Origin of the sequence: Sphingomonas quercus (assembly GCF_018863195.1) — a bacterium.
Lineage (GTDB): Bacteria > Pseudomonadota > Alphaproteobacteria > Sphingomonadales > Sphingomonadaceae > Solisphingomonas > Solisphingomonas quercus.
Genome location: NZ_JAHKRT010000007.1, coordinates 100,170 through 115,920 on the forward strand (window position 1 = coordinate 100,170; position 15,751 = coordinate 115,920).

15 protein-coding genes are annotated in these 15,751 nt (G+C 68.9%); 3 read left to right on the plus strand and 12 right to left on the minus strand.

Features of this window, described 5'->3' with window-relative positions; all coding sequences use genetic code 11:
- Positions 1-6: 6 nt before the first annotated feature.
- Positions 7-1,047: a rod shape-determining protein gene (locus tag KOF26_RS13480; protein ID WP_216325904.1), complete on the minus strand. Its 1,041-nt coding sequence runs from the start codon at positions 1,045-1,047 to the stop codon at positions 7-9.
- A gap of 118 nt (positions 1,048-1,165) precedes the next feature.
- Here KOF26_RS13480 and mutL point away from each other — a divergent pair, with 118 nt between their 5' ends.
- Both mutL and KOF26_RS13490 read left to right on the plus strand, forming a co-directional pair.
- Positions 1,166-2,923, plus strand: coding sequence for a DNA mismatch repair endonuclease MutL (gene mutL / locus KOF26_RS13485; protein WP_216325909.1), 1,758 nt, complete (start codon positions 1,166-1,168; stop codon positions 2,921-2,923).
- Between the two features lie 110 nt (positions 2,924-3,033).
- Positions 3,034-3,459, plus strand: coding sequence for a BLUF domain-containing protein (locus KOF26_RS13490; RefSeq protein WP_216325914.1), 426 nt, complete (start codon positions 3,034-3,036; stop codon positions 3,457-3,459).
- Between the two features lie 5 nt (positions 3,460-3,464).
- Here KOF26_RS13490 and KOF26_RS13495 read toward each other — a convergent pair whose 3' ends face one another.
- The 6 genes from KOF26_RS13495 to miaA all read right to left on the minus strand — a co-directional run bounded on the left by KOF26_RS13495 (position 3,465) and on the right by miaA (position 9,886).
- Complete coding sequence (locus KOF26_RS13495; RefSeq protein WP_216325917.1) at positions 3,465-4,085, minus strand: YceI family protein; 621 nt, start codon at positions 4,083-4,085, stop codon at positions 3,465-3,467.
- A gap of 141 nt (positions 4,086-4,226) precedes the next feature.
- Positions 4,227-5,246: a ketol-acid reductoisomerase gene (gene ilvC, locus KOF26_RS13500; RefSeq protein ID WP_216325920.1), complete on the minus strand. Its 1,020-nt coding sequence runs from the start codon at positions 5,244-5,246 to the stop codon at positions 4,227-4,229.
- 55 nt (positions 5,247-5,301) lie between these two features.
- Complete coding sequence (ilvN, locus tag KOF26_RS13505; RefSeq protein ID WP_216325924.1) at positions 5,302-5,820, minus strand: acetolactate synthase small subunit; 519 nt, start codon at positions 5,818-5,820, stop codon at positions 5,302-5,304.
- 48 nt (positions 5,821-5,868) lie between these two features.
- A complete protein-coding gene (ilvB, locus tag KOF26_RS13510; RefSeq protein WP_216325927.1) occupies positions 5,869-7,644 on the minus strand; it encodes a biosynthetic-type acetolactate synthase large subunit in 1,776 nt (591 codons plus the stop codon).
- 223 nt (positions 7,645-7,867) lie between these two features.
- The gene (locus KOF26_RS13515; RefSeq protein ID WP_216325930.1) at positions 7,868-8,902 is read right to left on the minus strand and encodes a collagen-binding domain-containing protein; all 1,035 of its coding nucleotides are present in this window, start codon (positions 8,900-8,902) and stop codon (positions 7,868-7,870) included.
- 66 nt (positions 8,903-8,968) lie between these two features.
- Positions 8,969-9,886 carry a tRNA (adenosine(37)-N6)-dimethylallyltransferase MiaA gene (gene miaA, locus KOF26_RS13520; RefSeq protein ID WP_435876856.1) on the minus strand — a complete coding sequence of 306 codons (918 nt, stop codon included), beginning with the start codon at positions 9,884-9,886 and terminating at the stop codon, positions 8,969-8,971.
- On the opposite strand from miaA, the gene serB reads away from it, so the two are divergent.
- A complete protein-coding gene (gene serB / locus KOF26_RS13525; RefSeq protein WP_216325934.1) occupies positions 9,885-10,769 on the plus strand; it encodes a phosphoserine phosphatase SerB in 885 nt (294 codons plus the stop codon). The genes miaA and serB overlap by 2 nt on opposite strands.
- 13 nt (positions 10,770-10,782) lie before the next feature.
- On the opposite strand, the gene KOF26_RS13530 is transcribed toward serB, so the two are convergent.
- The 5 genes from KOF26_RS13530 to KOF26_RS13550 form a co-directional block, all read right to left on the minus strand.
- Entirely contained in the window at positions 10,783-11,694 is a 912-nt protein-coding gene (locus KOF26_RS13530; RefSeq protein WP_363182252.1) for an SPOR domain-containing protein, read from the minus strand.
- Positions 11,695-11,830: 136 nt separating this feature from the next.
- On the minus strand, positions 11,831-13,069 hold the full coding sequence (locus tag KOF26_RS13535) for a dihydroorotase (protein WP_216325936.1): 1,239 nt from the start codon (positions 13,067-13,069) through the stop codon (positions 11,831-11,833).
- A complete protein-coding gene (locus KOF26_RS13540; protein ID WP_216325938.1) occupies positions 13,066-14,025 on the minus strand; it encodes an aspartate carbamoyltransferase catalytic subunit in 960 nt (319 codons plus the stop codon). The genes KOF26_RS13535 and KOF26_RS13540 overlap by 4 nt, the downstream gene beginning before the upstream one ends.
- Before the next feature lie 105 nt (positions 14,026-14,130).
- Positions 14,131-14,589: a Holliday junction resolvase RuvX gene (gene ruvX / locus KOF26_RS13545; protein WP_216325940.1), complete on the minus strand. Its 459-nt coding sequence runs from the start codon at positions 14,587-14,589 to the stop codon at positions 14,131-14,133.
- Entirely contained in the window at positions 14,586-15,662 is a 1,077-nt protein-coding gene (locus KOF26_RS13550) for a DUF3089 domain-containing protein (RefSeq protein WP_435876857.1), read from the minus strand. The genes ruvX and KOF26_RS13550 overlap by 4 nt, the downstream gene beginning before the upstream one ends.
- Between the last annotated feature and the right edge of the window lie 89 nt (positions 15,663-15,751).

The window sequence follows — 15,751 nt, forward strand, 5'->3', positions numbered from 1 at the left end:
CTGATCCTACGCCGTGTGCAGCACGCCGCGGAAGATTTCCTCTTCCAGGGCGCGCCCGGTGCCGAGCGCCACGCAGGTCAGCGGATCATCGGCAACGGTGACCGGCAGGCCCGTCGCCTCGCGCAGCACCGCGTCCAACCCTTCCAGCAGGGCGCCGCCGCCGGTCAGCACGATGCCCTGGTCGACGATGTCCGCGGCGAGCTCCGGCGCGGTGTTTTCAAGCGCGATGCGGACCCCTTCGACAATCGTGCCCACCGGCTCGCTCAACGCCTCGGCGATCTGCGCCTGGTTGATGATGATCTCCTTGGGCACGCCGTTGACGAGGTCGCGGCCCTTGATCTCGATCGTCTTGCCGATGCCGTCGGCCGGCGGATGGGCGATGCCGACATCCTTCTTGATCCGCTCGGCCGTAGCCTCACCGATCAGTAAATTGTGGGTGCGACGGACATAGGAGGCGATCGCCTCGTCCATCTTGTCGCCGCCGACCCTGACCGAGGTGGTATAGGCAAGGCCGCGCAGCGAGAGCACTGCGACCTCGGTGGTGCCGCCGCCGATGTCGACGACCATCGATCCGATCGGCTCGGTGACCGGCATGTCGGCGCCGATCGCGGCCGCCATCGGCTCCTCGATCAGATAGACCTTGCTGGCGCCAGCATTGGAGGCGGCGTCGCGGATGGCGCGGCGCTCCACCTTGGTCGAGCCGGACGGCACGCAGATTACGATCTCCGGCCAGCGCAGCGGGCTCTTGCGGCCGCCATGCACCTTGCGGATGAAATATTTGATCATGTCCTCGGCGACGTCGATGTCGGCGATGACGCCGTCGCGCAGCGGCCGGATCGCCTCGATCGAGCCGGGCGTCTTGCCCATCATCACCTTGGCGTCGTCCCCGACCGCGCGGACGCGGCGGATGCCGTCCACCGTCTCGATCGCGACGACCGACGGTTCGTTGAGGACGATGCCCCGCCCGCGGACGTAGACCAGCGTGTTGGCAGTACCCAGATCGATTGCCATGTCCTGCGACATGAACTTGAAAAGTCGTGAGAACATCGCGTGACCGTCTTCCGCCGCAGTCTATAAGGATCGCGCCCTGGGCCCGCCCACCCACGGATTTTGGTCCGTGAAAGCCCTGTCGCGGAAGGCCGTCCGTTGGGCTAGAGGCTGTCCCATGTCAATACGCCGACTGCCCGACGGACTTGTGAATCGCATCGCTGCCGGTGAAGTGGTGGAAAGGCCGGCTGCGGCGCTTAAGGAACTGGTCGAAAACGCCATTGATGCCGGCGCGACACGCATCGCCATCACCCTTGCGGCAGGCGGGATCGACCGGATCGAGGTCGCCGACGACGGCTGTGGCATCCCCGCCGGCGAGATCGCGCTGGCCTGCGAGCGCCACGCTACCTCCAAGCTGCCGGACGAGGCGATCGACGCCGTCACCACACTGGGCTTTCGCGGCGAGGCGCTGCCCTCGATCGCCTCGGTCGCGCGGCTGACCATCGAGAGCCGCGTGCGCGGCGCCGATGGCTGGGCGCGCACGGTCGACAACGGCGTGGCGGTGGGCGAGGGGCCGGCGGCGATCCCGCCCGGCACGCGGGTGCGGGTCGAGGGCCTGTTCGAAAAGGTGCCGGCGCGGCGCAAGTTCCTGCGCTCGGCGCGCTCGGAATATGCCGCCTGCCTCGATATCGTCCGCCGCCTCGCCATGGCCCGGCCGGAAATCGGCTTCACCGTCGAGCATGACGGTCGCCGCGCCCTTTCCGTCCCGCCGGGGGAGGATCGCCCCCAGCGGGTCGCCGCGCTCACCGATCGCGCGCTCGCCGAGAACAGCGTCGCCCTCGACCATGTTCGCGAGGGCGTGATGCTGGGCGGCGTCGCCGGCCTGCCGACCTTCAATCGCGGCGTCGCCGATCACCAATATCTGTTCGTCAACGGGCGGCCGGTGCGCGATCGACTGCTCGTCGGCGCGGTGCGCGGCGCCTATCAGGACATGCTCGCCCGCGATCGCCACCCCGTCGTCGCGCTGTTCATTGATCTGCCTGGCGACCAGGTGGATGTGAACGTCCACCCGGCCAAGACCGAGGTGCGCTTTCGCGATCCCGGGCTGGTGCGCGGCCTCATCGTCGGCGGCCTGCGCGCCGCGCTCGACGCCGCCGGCCATCGCAGCGTGCAGCGCCCGTCCGAAGCGGCGCTCGGCGCCTGGGTGACAGAGCCGGTGACGGCGCCCTCCTTCTCCTATGCCGCGCCCACCGGCTATGCCCGACCGGCGACCCTGCACGATGCGGTACCCGGCTATTCGGCGCCGCCGATGGCCCGCGCCGAGCCTGCCGCGGCGCCGCCCCCGGCCTCGGTCAGCCATCCTCTCGGCGTGGCGCGGGGCCAGGTGGCCAACACCTATATCGTCGCGGAGGCCGACGACGGGCTGGTGCTGGTCGACCAGCATGCCGCGCATGAGCGGCTGGTGCTGGAGCGGATGCGCGCCGCCATGGCGGGGTCCGGCGTCGCCGCCCAGACGCTGCTGCTGCCGCAGGTCGTCGAACTGGACGAACCGGCCTGCGACCGGCTGGAGGCGCGGGCGGATGAGCTGGCCGGGCTCGGACTCGAGCTGGAGCGGTTCGGGCCCAAGGCGGTGCTGGTGCGTGCCACCCCGGCGCTGCTCGGCGGCGCGGATGTCGAGGGCCTCGTCACCGATCTCGCCGACGAACTCGCCGCCTTCGGGGAAGCGCTGGCGCTGCGCGAGCGGCTGGACCATGTCGCCGCGACCATGGCGTGCCACGGGTCGGTGCGCGCCGGCCGCGTGCTGTCGGTGGCGGAGATGAACGCGCTGTTGCGTGAAATGGAGATCACCCCTCATTCGGGCCAGTGCAACCACGGCCGCCCCACCTGGGTAAAGCTGGGCCACGCCGATATCGAGAAACTGTTCGGCCGACGCTAGGCGAATTATCGTTTCGCAGGACAAGAAGTCACATCCTTTACGTTCGGCTAACCGTCCATTAAGGGTATGTCAGGGGCGCATGAGGGGCGTCATCCTGAATAGGGTGGGCCATGTTTCAATTGACGTTCGTGAGTGCGGCACGCGCAGGACTGAGCTGGGCAGAGATCGACGCTATTGCTGTTGCGGCGCAGCGTAATAATCATGACGATAATATTACCGGAATTCTTATTTATAACGGCTTCCGATTTCTTCAAGTCATTGAAGGGGAACGGGAAATCGTGTCGTCCCGCTATGCCCGCATCTGCGCGGACCCGCGCCATGTCGAACCCCGGCTGATCGCGGCGCGCACGGTGCCGGAGCGGGCCTTCCACGGCTGGGATTTCGCGTGTCAGGAAGTACTGACCGCGGAGGACGGGCGGTCGTTCGCCCGCACCATCGCCGATCGCACCCCGCTGCTGCGCGATCGGACACTGCAGATGCTGTTCGACAGCTTCGCCCGGCCGGACCCGTCGGACCGTCCTGCCCGCGCCGCCTGAGCGGATCAGCCGGCCGGCTTTTCGAACGCGGCGGCGATGATCACCGTCACCTCATCCGAAATTCCCGGCAGGCCATAGGTCACGCCGAACTCGCTGCGCTTGATATGGGCGCGGCCCTCGAAACCGATCGTCGCCGTCTTGCGATTGGGATTGGTGCCGGCACCGTGGAACAGCACCTCCAGCGCCACCGGCCGCGTCACCCCATGCAGGGTCAGTTCGCCCTGCACCAGCGCCCCGGCCTGGCGAAGCTGGATGGCGGTCGAACGGAAGCGCATGGTCGGGAATTTCGCGGCGTCGAAGAACATCGGTGAGGCCAGCTCCTCGTCGAGCCTCGTGCTGGTCGTGCGCACGCTGGCGACCGGCACGGTGACGTCGAGAGCCGCGGCGGCCGGTCGCGCCGGGTCGATGGTCAGCGTTCCGGAGACCTCGGAAAAATGGCCGTAATAGGGCGTGAAGCCGAGATGATCGACGCCGAACAGGATCTGGGTGTGGCCCGGCTCCACCTGATAGGTGCCGGCGGCGACGCGGCTCGGATCGGGCGCGCCGGGGATGGCGTTCGGCGCCTGCGCTCCGGTGGCCGAGGCCACGGCGAGGAGGGCGAGTGGCAGGAGCAGGCCACGGCGCATCGGACGATCTCTCTCGAAAGACGAAGGGGCGGCCCTTCTCGGCGCCGCCCCCGTTTCTGTCAAACTTCACCCACCAGCTTCGCAGCCTTCAGGGTGGCGATGCTTCGGGGAAGCCCGCTGCCTCCCCGAAAGCGCGCCGGATCAGTTCTTTGCCTTGTCGACCAGCTTGTTCTTGGCGATCCACGGCATCATCGCGCGCAGCTCAGCGCCCGTCTTCTCGATCGGATGCTCGGCCTGCAGCTTGCGCGCCGCCTTCATCTCGGGATTGCCCATGCGATTGTCCATCATGAAGCGCTGCACGAAGCGGCCCTGCTGGATGTCGGCCAGCACGCGCTTCATTTCCTTCTTGGTGTCGTCGGTGATGAGGCGCGGCCCGGTGTGATAATCGCCATATTCCGCCGTGTTGCTGATCGAGTAGCGCATGTTGGCGATGCCGCCCTCATACATCAGGTCGACGATCAGCTTCACTTCGTGCAGGCATTCGAAATAGGCCATTTCCGGGGAGTAGCCGGCCTCCACCAGCGTCTCGAACCCGGCCATGATCAGGTGGGAGAGGCCGCCGCAGAGCACCGCCTGCTCGCCGAAGAGATCGGTCTCGCATTCTTCCTTGAAGGTCGTCTCGATGATGCCTGAACGGCCGCCGCCGATCGCGCTGGCATAGGAGAGCGCCACGTCATGGGCGTTGCCCGAGGCATCCTGATGGATGGCGATCAGGCAGGGCACGCCGCCGCCGCGCTGATATTCGGAGCGCACCGTATGGCCCGGGCCCTTGGGCGCGATCATGAACACGTCGATGTTCGCCGGCGGCTCGATCAGGCCGAAATGCACGTTGAGGCCGTGGGCGAAGGCGATCGCGGCGCCGTCGCGGATGTTCGCCCGGATGTCGGCTTCCCAGATCGCGGACTGGTGCTCGTCCGGCGCGAGGATCATGACGATGTCGGCCCAGGCGGCCGCTTCGGCGGTGGCCATCACCTTGAAGCCGGCCCCCTCCGCCTTCTGCGCCGAGGCCGAGCCCGGGCGCAGCGCGATCGCCACCTCGGTCACGCCGCTGTCGCGCAGATTCTGCGCATGGGCATGGCCCTGGCTGCCATAGCCGACGATCGCGACCTTCTTGGTCTTGATCAGGCCGATATCGGCGTCGCGATCATAATAAACGCGCATGTCTTGTCGTCCCTTCTTCCTGCCGCCCCCAGGCGGCGCGATTGCTGTGTGTTGATTACTGGCCGGCGTCGCGCCCGCGGGCGATGGCGGCGACACCGGTGCGCGCCACCTCGACAAGGCCCACTTCCCGCATCAGCTCGAGGAACTTGTCGATCTTTTCGGTGCCGCCGGTCACCTCGAACACGAAGCTGGAGATGGTCGCGTCGACGACACGCGCGCGATAGACCTCGGCGAGGCGCAGCGCCTCGATGCGGTGGTCGCCCGACCCGGCCACCTTCACCAGTGCCAGCTCCCGCTCGACATAGGGGCCGAGCGCGGTGAGGTCGGTGACGCGATGCACGGGCACCAGCCGGTCGAGCTGGGCGATGATCTGCTCGATCACCGCCGGCGAGCCCTTGGTGACGATGGTGATGCGGCTCACCGCCTCGTCCTCGGTGATGTCGGCGACGGTCAGGCTCTCGATATTGTAGCCGCGCGCCGAAAACAGCCCGGCGATCCGCGCGAGGATGCCGGATTCATTGTCGACGATAATCGAAAGCGTGTGCCGCTCGGCGGCCTCGGGGCGGATGTGCATCGGTTTCGCTCGGATCGAAGGGGTGGAGAGGGGGCAGGCGCGCCGCGCTCAGACCAGCGCGCGCGCCTCGTCGTCCATCTCGCCCGATACCTCGTTGGCCTGGAGGATCATGTCGGTATGGGCGGCCCCGCTCGGGATCATCGGGAAGCAGTTGGCGAGCTTCGTCACCCGACAATCGACCATCACCGGGCCGGGATGGTCGAGCATCGCGGCAATGCCGTCGTCGAGCTGATCCAGCGTGTCGATGCGCAGGCCGCGCCAGCCATAGGCCTCCGCCAGCCGCACGAAATCCGGCAGCGCCTCGGAATAGCTTTCGGAATAGCGGCTGGAATAGGTCAGCTCCTGCCACTGGCGGACCATGCCCATATATTCGTTGTTCAGGATGAACACCTTCACCGGCAGGCGATATTGGGTGGCGGTGGCCATCTCCTGGCTGTTCATCTGGATCGACGCCTCGCCGGCGATATCGATGACCAGCGCGTCCGGATCGCCGAGCTGGGCGCCGATCGCCGCCGGCAGGCCGTAGCCCATCGTGCCCAGCCCGCCGGAGGTCAGCCAGCGATTGGGATCCTCGAAGCCGAAATGCTGCGCCGCCCACATCTGGTGCTGGCCGACCTCGGTGGTGATGATCGGACGGCGGGCGTGGGTCGCCTCCCACAGCCGGCGGATCGCCGTCTGCGGCATGATCGCCTGCGCGTCGGGCGCGGGCGGCACGGCGAGGCAGTCCTTCGCGCGCCACCGGGCGATGCGCGCCTGCCAGTCGGTCTGGTCGACCCGGGCATGGCCGCGCTCGCGCCAGATGCGGATCATCTCGTCCAGCACCCGGCCGACATCGCCGACGATGCCCATATCGACGCGGATCACCTTGTTGATCGAGGAACGGTCGATATCGACGTGGATCTTCTTCGCTCCGGGGGCGAAGGCGTCGACCCGGCCGGTGACGCGATCGTCGAAGCGCGCGCCGAGGGCGAGGATCAGGTCCGCCTCGTTCATCGCCAGATTCGCCTCGTAGGTGCCGTGCATGCCGAGCATGCCCAGCCAGTCCGGATGGGAGGCGGGGAAGGCGCCCAGGCCCATCAGCGTCGAGGTGACCGGCGCGCCGGTCAGCGACTGGAGCTGACGCAGGGCGGCACTCGCCTGCGGGCCGGAATTGATGATGCCGCCGCCGGTATAGAGGATCGGCCGCTCCGCCGCCGCCAGCATCTCCACCGCCGCTTCGATCAGCGCCGGGTCGGCTGCTTCCTGCGGACGATAGGTGGGGCGGACGCGCACCACCGGGTCGGCCGCCGCGTCGACGTCCGCCGGCCACGGCGCGGTGGCGATCTGGACGTCCTTGGGCAGGTCAATGACAACCGGGCCCGGCCGTCCGGAGGTGGCGATGTGGAATGCCTCGTGCAGCGTCGCCGCCAGCCTGGCGGGATCCTTCACCAGATAATTATGCTTGGTGCAGTGGCGGGTGATGCCGACCGTGTCCGCCTCCTGGAAGGCGTCGGTGCCGATCAGGTGTGTCGGCACCTGCCCGGTGATGACCACCATCGGGATCGAATCCATCAGCGCGTCGGCGAGGCCGGTGACGATGTTGGTGGCGCCCGGCCCGGAGGTGACCAGCACCACCCCCGGCTTGCCGGTGGAGCGCGCATAGCCCTCCGCCGCGTGGGCGGCGCCGCCTTCCTGGCGGACGAGGATGTGACGCAGCTTCCGCTGCTTGAACAGCGCATCGTAAATCGGAAGCACGGCGCCGCCCGGATAGCCGAACACGATCTCCACCCCGAGCGCGCTCAAGGTCTCGACCAATATGTCAGCGCCGCTCAGCTCGTCCTTCATCGCTCGTTCCATGCGTTGGGAAGCCGCGCCGATAGCGGCTGAAAATTAGGGTGTCAAACCATTATAAGAAATATTATTCCCACAGCGCCCGCCGGATCATCATTTTATGACCGGCCTTTTGACCGGGCTGAGATAAACAACCGGGCGAAGATAAACAAAAAGCCGCCCCGGGTCTCCCCGGGGCGGCTCGAATGGGTTGGTGTCGAGCCGGGCGAGGCGGGGATCAGCCCGCGATAATCGACCGCCGGCGGCGCGAACGCGCCATCATACCGACCATGCCGAAGCCGAGCAACATCGTGCCCCACGTCGCGGGCTCGGGCACCGGCGTCACCGGGGTACGCGGGCCGGGGCCCTGGAAGGTGCCGAGATGAACCTCGCCGCGCATCGCAAAATTGTTGACCGCAACCGAGCCCTCGATCGACGAGCTGTTGCCCAGCGCCGCATTGACGCCGAGGATCGAGCCGTGGAAGCCCTTCACGTCGATCGTGGTGGCTTCGACGAAGTTCCACAACACATGCTCATTCACCCAGGCGCCGGCGTTGAAGTTGCTGCTCTGGTCGATATCGGCGCCGAACACGTTGATCACGATCGACAGGTTGCCGGCGAGGCCGGCGAACAGCTTGTCGTAATCATTGCCGTCCTCGAACGCCGCCTCGGTCATGTTGAACACGGCGAAGTCGCCGGCGCCGGTGACGTCGAGCTTGTTGGCCTTTGAGGTGATCGTGGCGATCGCCGGCAGCTGCTTCAGCGAAAGGGACAGCGCCGCCAGATCGTTGGCAAGGGTCGTCGTTTCCGTCTGGATCTGCGTCTTCAGGCCGGCGACGCCGGTGGTCGCGGTCTTGGTGCCGCTCGGGTTGAAGCCGCTCACCGTGCCGCCGGCATCGATGTGGCCGCCGACGTTCATGTTGATGTTGTTGATGTTGCCGCCGACGCGCACCGACTGCGGCGAGCCGAGCCCCGACTGGACCGCGGCGTTGCTGATGTTGCCGCCGACGGTCAGCGCGGCCCGGCTGCTGTGGGTGTAGGCGCCGGAACCGCCGCTGCCGACTTCGACGCCGGCCGAGTCACCGCCGATGAAGGCCTTGCCCTGCACATGCTGGGACCCGTTGGTCAGGTTGCCGAGTACGATCAGGTTCAGCTCGCGCATCGCCTGAAGGCCGTTCGCGGCATTGCCGAGCGCGGGATTGCCCACGGCGAGGGCGGGCGTGGCGAAGGCGAGCACGCTCGCGCTCGCAACCAGTGCGACGATCAGCTTCATGATGGACCCCGGCTCTCTAAATAGCTGCGCCGGCCTTAAAGGTGGCGCGGAAATCCCGCAACGGTTCTAAACGGCGCGTAAAGGATGAACTTCGTTACTGTCTACAAACGGCACATGCGGCCAAGCCTCGGGAAACTGGTGCCTGATCCACGTTTTCTGGCGCTTGGCGTAATTGCGTGTGTCCTGTTGAAGTTGGCGAAGCGCGGCGTCGAGCGTGATTTCGCCGTTGAGATGGCGGAGCAGCGGCGGCACCCCGATCGCCCGCATCACCGGTAATGCGTGATCCAGCCGCCGCGCTTTGAGCGCCGCCGCCTCATCGAGCGCGCCGGCCGCGATCATCGCCGCCGCGCGGGCGTCGCAGCGGGCATAGAGAAGCTCGGTGGGGGGCAGGATTACGAGCGGCTGGAGTGTGATGCCGTCGGCGATGCCGCCGCTTCGCCTCGCCCGCCAAATGAGGATCGACTGGCCGGTCGAGCGCACCACCTCCAGCGCGCGGGCGATGCGGGCGGTATCGCGCGGGCCGATGCGCGCCGCCGCCTCCGCATCTTCACGTTCCAGCGCGGCGCGGGCGGCGGCCACGTCCAGCGCGCGGACGGTGGCGCGCACCTCCGGGTCGATCTCCGGCACCGGCGCGATGCCGTCGAGCAGCGTGCGGATATACATGCCGGTGCCGCCGACAAGGATCGGCAGCCGTCCCTCGGCATGGGCGGCCGCGATCGCCGCCCTGGCATCCCCCGCCCATTGCGCCGCCGAACAGGCATCGGCGCCGTCGACATAGCCGAACAACCGGTGCGGCACGCGCGCCTCCTCCTCGGCGCTGGGGCGGGCGGAAAGAATTCGGAGATCGCGATAGACCTGCGCGGAATCGGCGTTGACGATGACGCCGCCAGTCCGTTCCGCAAGCGCCAGCGCATGAGCCGACTTGCCGCTCGCCGTCGGCCCGGCAATAAGCGCCACCGCCGGCCGGCCTTGTGGAGAGATCATGTTCATCGCAACCCTGATAGCAGCCGATACGATCGGCCGCGGCGATATTTCCGCCGCGCGTGACGCGCTCGCCGCTGCTGGCGCCAACCCGGTCGAGCCGCGCTGGCTCGACGAGGGCAAGGCCGCGGACCTTCCCTTCACCGGCGATGCCGTCGCCGCTCGCGCCGCGCTCGAGGGGCTGGCCGCCGGCGTCGATGTCATCGTCCAGCCGGAGGCGGGGCGCGCCAAGCGGCTGCTCGTCGCCGACATGGATTCGACGATGATCACCATCGAGTGCATCGACGAGCTCGCGGATTATGCCGGCATCAAGGCGGAAATCGCCGCCGTCACCGAGCGCGCGATGCGCGGCGAACTCGATTTCGGCGAGGCGCTTGCCGCCCGCGTCGCCCTGCTCAAGGGCCTCGCCGCGGACTCGATCGACCGCTGTCATGCCGAGCGGGTGGCGATCATGCCCGGCGCCCGCGCGCTGATCCGCACCATGCGCGCGCGGGGCGGGCGGACCGTGCTGGTGTCGGGCGGCTTCACCGTGTTCGCCGATCGCGTCGCCGCGGAGATCGGCTTCGATCGCGCCATCGCCAACCATCTCGACATGGCCGACGGCGCGCTGGCCGGTACGGTCGCCCAGCCCATCGTCGATGCCCAGACCAAGGTGACGACGCTGCTCGCCGAGCGCGACGCGCTTGGCCTCATGCCGGAGGAGACGCTGGCGGTGGGCGACGGCGCCAACGACATCCCGATGATCCAGGCCGCCGGCCTCGGCGTCGCCTATCATGCCAAGCCGCGCACCGCGGCGGCGGCGGCGGCGCGCATCGACGCCTGCGATCTGACCGCGTTGCTCTACGCGCAGGGCTGGCCGCGCGCCGAATGGGCGGCGGACGAGTAAGGGGAGGGGCGGCTCAGGGCGCGACCAGGAAACAGCCCTTGCCGGCCTTCTGGATGGCGGCGCACGCGCTCGCCGCCGCCGCCTTGCCGGGGAAGGGGCCGGCCTGCAACCGGGTTACCCCGTTCGCCGGCATGAAGCGCGGCGTCAGATCGCGCAACGTCGCCAGGCGGGACAGGTCCGTCCAATAATTCTGCGCCGCCTGCTCCTGGCCGAAAGCGCCGAGCTGGATGCGCCAGCCGCTGCCCGCCGACACCTTCGCCGGGTGCACGGTGGCAGCCGAGGCCGGGGCGCGAACGGCCGTCTCCGCCCGGGGCGCGGCAGCAGGAGCCCCGTTCGCGCCGAGCGCGCTGGCCAGTGCCGCGCCCCTCTGCCTGTCGGCGACGTTGATATAGGTTTCCATCGTCGCCAGACTGCGCTTTGCGGCATCGAGCCCGCCGGCGGCGGCCCGGCTCATCATCGCGTAGGCGCGGGGCCAATCCTTGGCCACGCCGTCGCCGTTGAACAGCGCGGTGCCCAGCACATATTGCGCGCGCGGCTCGCCCGCGGTGGCGGCCTTTTCCAGCCACGAAAACGACTCCGACCGTCGCGGCGAGGTGAACAGCATGAGGCCGAGCTGCGCCTCGGCGTTGAGATAGCCCTGATCGGCTGCCTTGCGATACCAGGATTGGGCCTGATCCGGATCCGCGGGCACGCCCTCTCCGCGGCGATAGGCCTGCCCGAGATTATACTGCGCCTCGGCATTGCCCGCCGCGGCGCGCGATCGCCAGCCCGCGATGGCGGCGGCGGAATCCTGAGGGGTGGTATTGAGGAACACTGTCGCCACCTGATGTCCGGCTGGCGCGTCTGTCTCCGCGGCTTGCGCGGCCTGGGTGGCGAGGGTGACGGCCATCGCCGCCGCTGTCAGCTTGCCTATGCACAGTCCCACGGTGAACCCGTCCAGCAATGCCTCCCCCGAGTGCCGCAATGCGCAAGGGCGAGTTGTTACGTAAATGACTTAATATTTGGTTACCTCTGGGCAGGCGTCGGCCATTCGCCGGCGTCGTGAAGGGGGCCTGTGCCGCTCAGCCAAGCGGCTGCCCGCCCTTGATCGTGCGCAGCACCTTGCCCTGCACGGGGAGGCCGTCGAACGGGGTGTTGCCCGCCGCGCCGGCCATGCGATCGGCGTCGATCTTCCACGGCGCATCGGCATCGACGATGACCAGATCGGCTGCGGCGCCCACCTCCAGCCGCCCGCCCGGCAGCCCGAGCAGCCGCGCCGGATTGGTCGACACCAGCGCGAACAGGCGCGGCAGGTCGATCACCTCGTCTCGCACCAGATTGAGCGACAGGGCGAGCAGCGTCTCGGCGCCGGCCATGCCCGGCGCGGCATCAGCGAAGGGCAAGCGCTTTGCCTCCGGCCCACGCGGATCATGGCCGGAACAGATCACGTCGACGGTGCCGTCGCGCACCGCCTCGATCGCCGCGCGCCGGTCATCCTCGCAGCGCAGCGGCGGGGAGAGGCGGGCGAAAGTGCGGAAGCCCGTCATCGCGATATCGGACAGCATCAGATGGGCAGGGGTGATCCCGCAGGTGACCCGCACGCCGCGCGCCTTGGCGGCCCGGATCAGCTCGAACGCGCGCGCCGTCGTCACCTGGCGGAAGTGCAGCCGCGCGCCGGTGTCCTCGGCCAGCATCAGGTCGCGCGCCACCGCCATCGCCTCGGCGGCGGCGGGGGCGGCGGCAAGGCCGAGGCGGGTCGCGGTCTCGCCCTCGGTGGCGACGGCGGCGCCGGTGAGTCCCTCATCCTCCGCGTGGGTGATGACGAGCATGTCAAGGGCCGCCGCATAGCTCAGCAGCCGGTGCATCACGCCGGCGTCGGCGATGCGCGCGCGGCCGGTGGCGACGGCGCAGGCGCCGGCCGCCTTCATCAGCCCGATCTCGGCAAGCTCGCGGCCCTCGAGCCGGGCGGTGGCCGCCGCGATCGGGTGGATCCACACATCAGGCTTGCCGGCGGCGGCGGCGCGCTGGATCAGGGCCGCGTCGTCGAGCGCGGGCGCCTGATCGGGCATCAGCGCGGCGCGGGTGATACCCCCGGCGGTGAAGCCCGGCAGGTCGATGGCGAAAGCGCCGAGATCGACCAGCCCCGGCGCCACCACCGCGCGCCGCACATCGGCGACCGCATCGGAGCTGCGCAGGGTGATGTGATCGAGATCGCCGAGCACCTCGATGACGCCGTCGCGCGCGAGCAGGCAGCCCTCGCGTACCGTGCCGGCGACGGGATCGACGAGCCGCGCGTTGCGCAGCGCCAACGCCCGGCTCATGCCCAGCCCTCCACCTTGCGGCGGCGCCGGGTCAGCACGTCGAGACAGGCCATGCGCACCGCCACCCCCATCTCCACCTGTTCGGTGATCGCCGAGCGAACGGCATCGTCGGCGAGGGCGGAGGTGATCTCGACGCCGCGGTTCATCGGGCCCGGGTGCATGACGAGCGCGCCCGGCGCCAGCCGGTCGATCCGCTCCGGCGTCAGGCCGTAGAGCGCGTGATATTCGCGAGGCGAGGGGATGAAGCCGCCATGCATCCGCTCCGTCTGAAGGCGAAGCGCCATCACCACGTCGGCATCCCTGATGCCGTCCTCGAGATTGGTGAAGACCTTCACGCCCATCCGCTCGATATCCCGGGGCAGCAGCGTCGGCGGACCGACCACGCGTACCTCGGCATTGAGCGCGGTCAGGCAGAGAATGTTCGAGCGCGCCACCCGGCTGTGCAGCACGTCGCCGCAGATCGCCACCACCTGATTCTCGATCCTGCCGCGCCGCCGCCGGATGGTCAGCGCGTCGAGCAGTGCCTGGGTTGGATGCTCGTGCCGCCCGTCGCCGGCGTTGAGCACCGGGCAATCGACCTTCTCGGCGATGAGCTGCGATGCGCCCGAGCTTTCGTGGCGGATGACGATCACGTCCGGCCGCATCGCGTTGAGCGTCACTGCGGTGTCGATCAGCGTCTCGCCCTTCTTCACGCTCGACTGGGCGACCGCCATGTTGACGACGTCCATGCCGAGCCGCTTGCCGGCGATCTCGAAGCTCAACAGCGTGCGTGTCGAATTCTCGAAGAAGGCGTTGATCTGGGTGAGGCCGAACAGCCGCTCGTCATGCTTGGCGGTGGCGCGGTTGAGCGTCACCCATTGCTCCGCCTCGTCGAGCAGGAACAGGATTTCGTGCGGCTGAAGGCCATAGATGCCGGTGAGGTGGCGATGCGGAAAGGGATGGACGCCGTCGGACATGAGCCGGTCCGATAGGCGAGGGGAGGCCGGGGGGCAACAGGGTGGTGGGACCACCGCTGTGCGGCGGGGAGCGCCCATCCGGCGAGGGCGGGTGTCGTGGATGCCTCAGCGCATCAGCGCGTCGATCGCACCTTGCAGGATATAGGCGGCGGCCATCTTGTCGACCGCCTCGGCGCGCTTGGCGCGGCTCGCGTCGGCTTCCAGCAAGGTCCGCGTGACCGCCGCTGTCGACCAGCGTTCGTCCCACAGCAGGATCGGGCGCTTGAGGACCGACAGGTTGCGGGCGAAGGCGCGCACCCCTTGCGTGCGCGGCGAATCGCTGCCGTCGAGCGACAGCGGCAGGCCGATCACCAGCCCGCGCACCGCCTGCTTCGCGAAGAAGGCGTCGAGCGTGGCGAGATCCTGCCCGAACTTGGTGCGCTTGATCGTCTCGGCGGGGGTGGCGATCGTCCATTGCGCGTCGCACAGCGCGAGGCCGATCGTGCGGGTGCCGACGTCGAGCCCGGCCAGCCGGCCGCCCTGCGGCAGCGCCTCGGCGAAGGCGGCGACGTCGGTGCCGATCATCCGTGCTGCGCGTGGAAGGCGGCGACGCGCGCCTCGGCGTCGGCGCGGATATTCGCCCAGAACAGGGCATAGTCGAACACATGGTAATTCTCGCCGCGCAGCACGAAGGCGCCATAGCCCTCGGGCGGCGGCCCGATCAGCAGCACGCCGGACGCGTCGCAGCGCGCCGGCACCGCGCCGGGCTTGAGGATCGCGTCGGTCAGGCTCGCCGTCGGCTGTAGCGCGCCGAGATTGGCCGAGGCCGGGGCGGTATCGCCCGGCCTGCCGGTCAGCGGATTGACGCAGAGCATGTGCGTGCCCTTGCGCGGCCGGCCGGTGAAGCCGGTGGAAAGGTCGAACACGTCACGCACCTGACTGGGGTCGGCGGGCTCGGCGAAGCTCTGCCAGGACAGGATGCACCCGGTCTGCCCGGCGCGCGCGCAGGGCTGGAGACCGAGCGCCGGCACGTCTGCCTCCACCGACACCGGCCAGCCCACGGCATAGGCCGCGACGATGCGCCGCTGCACCGGCTGCCCGGCGACATGTTCGGCGAGCAGGCGCAGCAGGTGGAGCGAGCCCTGGCTGTGCCCGGCGAGGATGATCGGCACATGTGGCGGCACCTGCGCGAGGAAGGCGCCGAAGGCGCGCTCCACGTCGCGATAGGCGAAATCGAGCGCCTTGCCGGCGTCCGCGGTGGAGGTGAGGAATGCCCCCATCGTCGCCTGCCGATAGCGCGGCGCCCAGATCGCGCCGACCGAGTTGAATGCGCTCGCCTGGCTGGCCGCGAAGATGCGCAGCCGGCCGTTGGCCTCGGCGTCGTCGAGCGGCGCGTTCCAGGCGGTGCGGCGCAGATAGGTTGTCGGCGGCACATAGAAAACGGCGACGTCGGGATGGGCCGCGCGCGTCACGCCCTTGGGCGTCCAGTGTGTCGGATCGTCGGCGAGGTCGGGCCGGGCGAGCCACGCCGCGGCGGTGCCATAATCCGGCGCACCCGCATCCCCGGGGGGCGCGAACGGGGCGGAGGGCACCAGGGCGGCACGCATCAGCCTGTCCTGGAACAGATTCCATCCAATCCCGGCGGCGAGCGTCAGCATGATCAGACCTGCGACAATATAAAGAAAACGACGGGCCGCCATGCATCCTCACAGAGACTTGGCCCGCCTCATGGACCCGATAGCGGCGA

Excerpts from the sequence above, each read along its gene's own strand:
- KOF26_RS13480 (WP_216325904.1), bottom strand. The coding sequence starts at position 1,047 with ATGTTCTCACGACTTTTCAAGTTCATGTCGCAGGACATGGCAATCGAT.
- mutL (WP_216325909.1), top strand. The coding sequence starts at position 1,166 with ATGTCAATACGCCGACTGCCCGACGGACTTGTGAATCGCATCGCTGCC.
- KOF26_RS13490 (WP_216325914.1), top strand. The coding sequence starts at position 3,034 with ATGTTTCAATTGACGTTCGTGAGTGCGGCACGCGCAGGACTGAGCTGG.
- KOF26_RS13495 (WP_216325917.1), bottom strand. The coding sequence starts at position 4,085 with ATGCGCCGTGGCCTGCTCCTGCCACTCGCCCTCCTCGCCGTGGCCTCG.
- ilvC (WP_216325920.1), bottom strand. The coding sequence starts at position 5,246 with ATGCGCGTTTATTATGATCGCGACGCCGATATCGGCCTGATCAAGACC.
- ilvN (WP_216325924.1), bottom strand. The coding sequence starts at position 5,820 with ATGCACATCCGCCCCGAGGCCGCCGAGCGGCACACGCTTTCGATTATC.
- ilvB (WP_216325927.1), bottom strand. The coding sequence starts at position 7,644 with ATGAAGGACGAGCTGAGCGGCGCTGACATATTGGTCGAGACCTTGAGC.
- KOF26_RS13515 (WP_216325930.1), bottom strand. The coding sequence starts at position 8,902 with ATGAAGCTGATCGTCGCACTGGTTGCGAGCGCGAGCGTGCTCGCCTTC.
- serB (WP_216325934.1), top strand. The coding sequence starts at position 9,885 with ATGTTCATCGCAACCCTGATAGCAGCCGATACGATCGGCCGCGGCGAT.
- miaA (WP_435876856.1), bottom strand. The coding sequence starts at position 9,886 with ATGATCTCTCCACAAGGCCGGCCGGCGGTGGCGCTTATTGCCGGGCCG.
- KOF26_RS13535 (WP_216325936.1), bottom strand. The coding sequence starts at position 13,069 with ATGAGCCGGGCGTTGGCGCTGCGCAACGCGCGGCTCGTCGATCCCGTC.
- KOF26_RS13540 (WP_216325938.1), bottom strand. The coding sequence starts at position 14,025 with ATGTCCGACGGCGTCCATCCCTTTCCGCATCGCCACCTCACCGGCATC.
- ruvX (WP_216325940.1), bottom strand. The coding sequence starts at position 14,589 with ATGATCGGCACCGACGTCGCCGCCTTCGCCGAGGCGCTGCCGCAGGGC.
- KOF26_RS13550 (WP_435876857.1), bottom strand. The coding sequence starts at position 15,662 with ATGCTGACGCTCGCCGCCGGGATTGGATGGAATCTGTTCCAGGACAGG.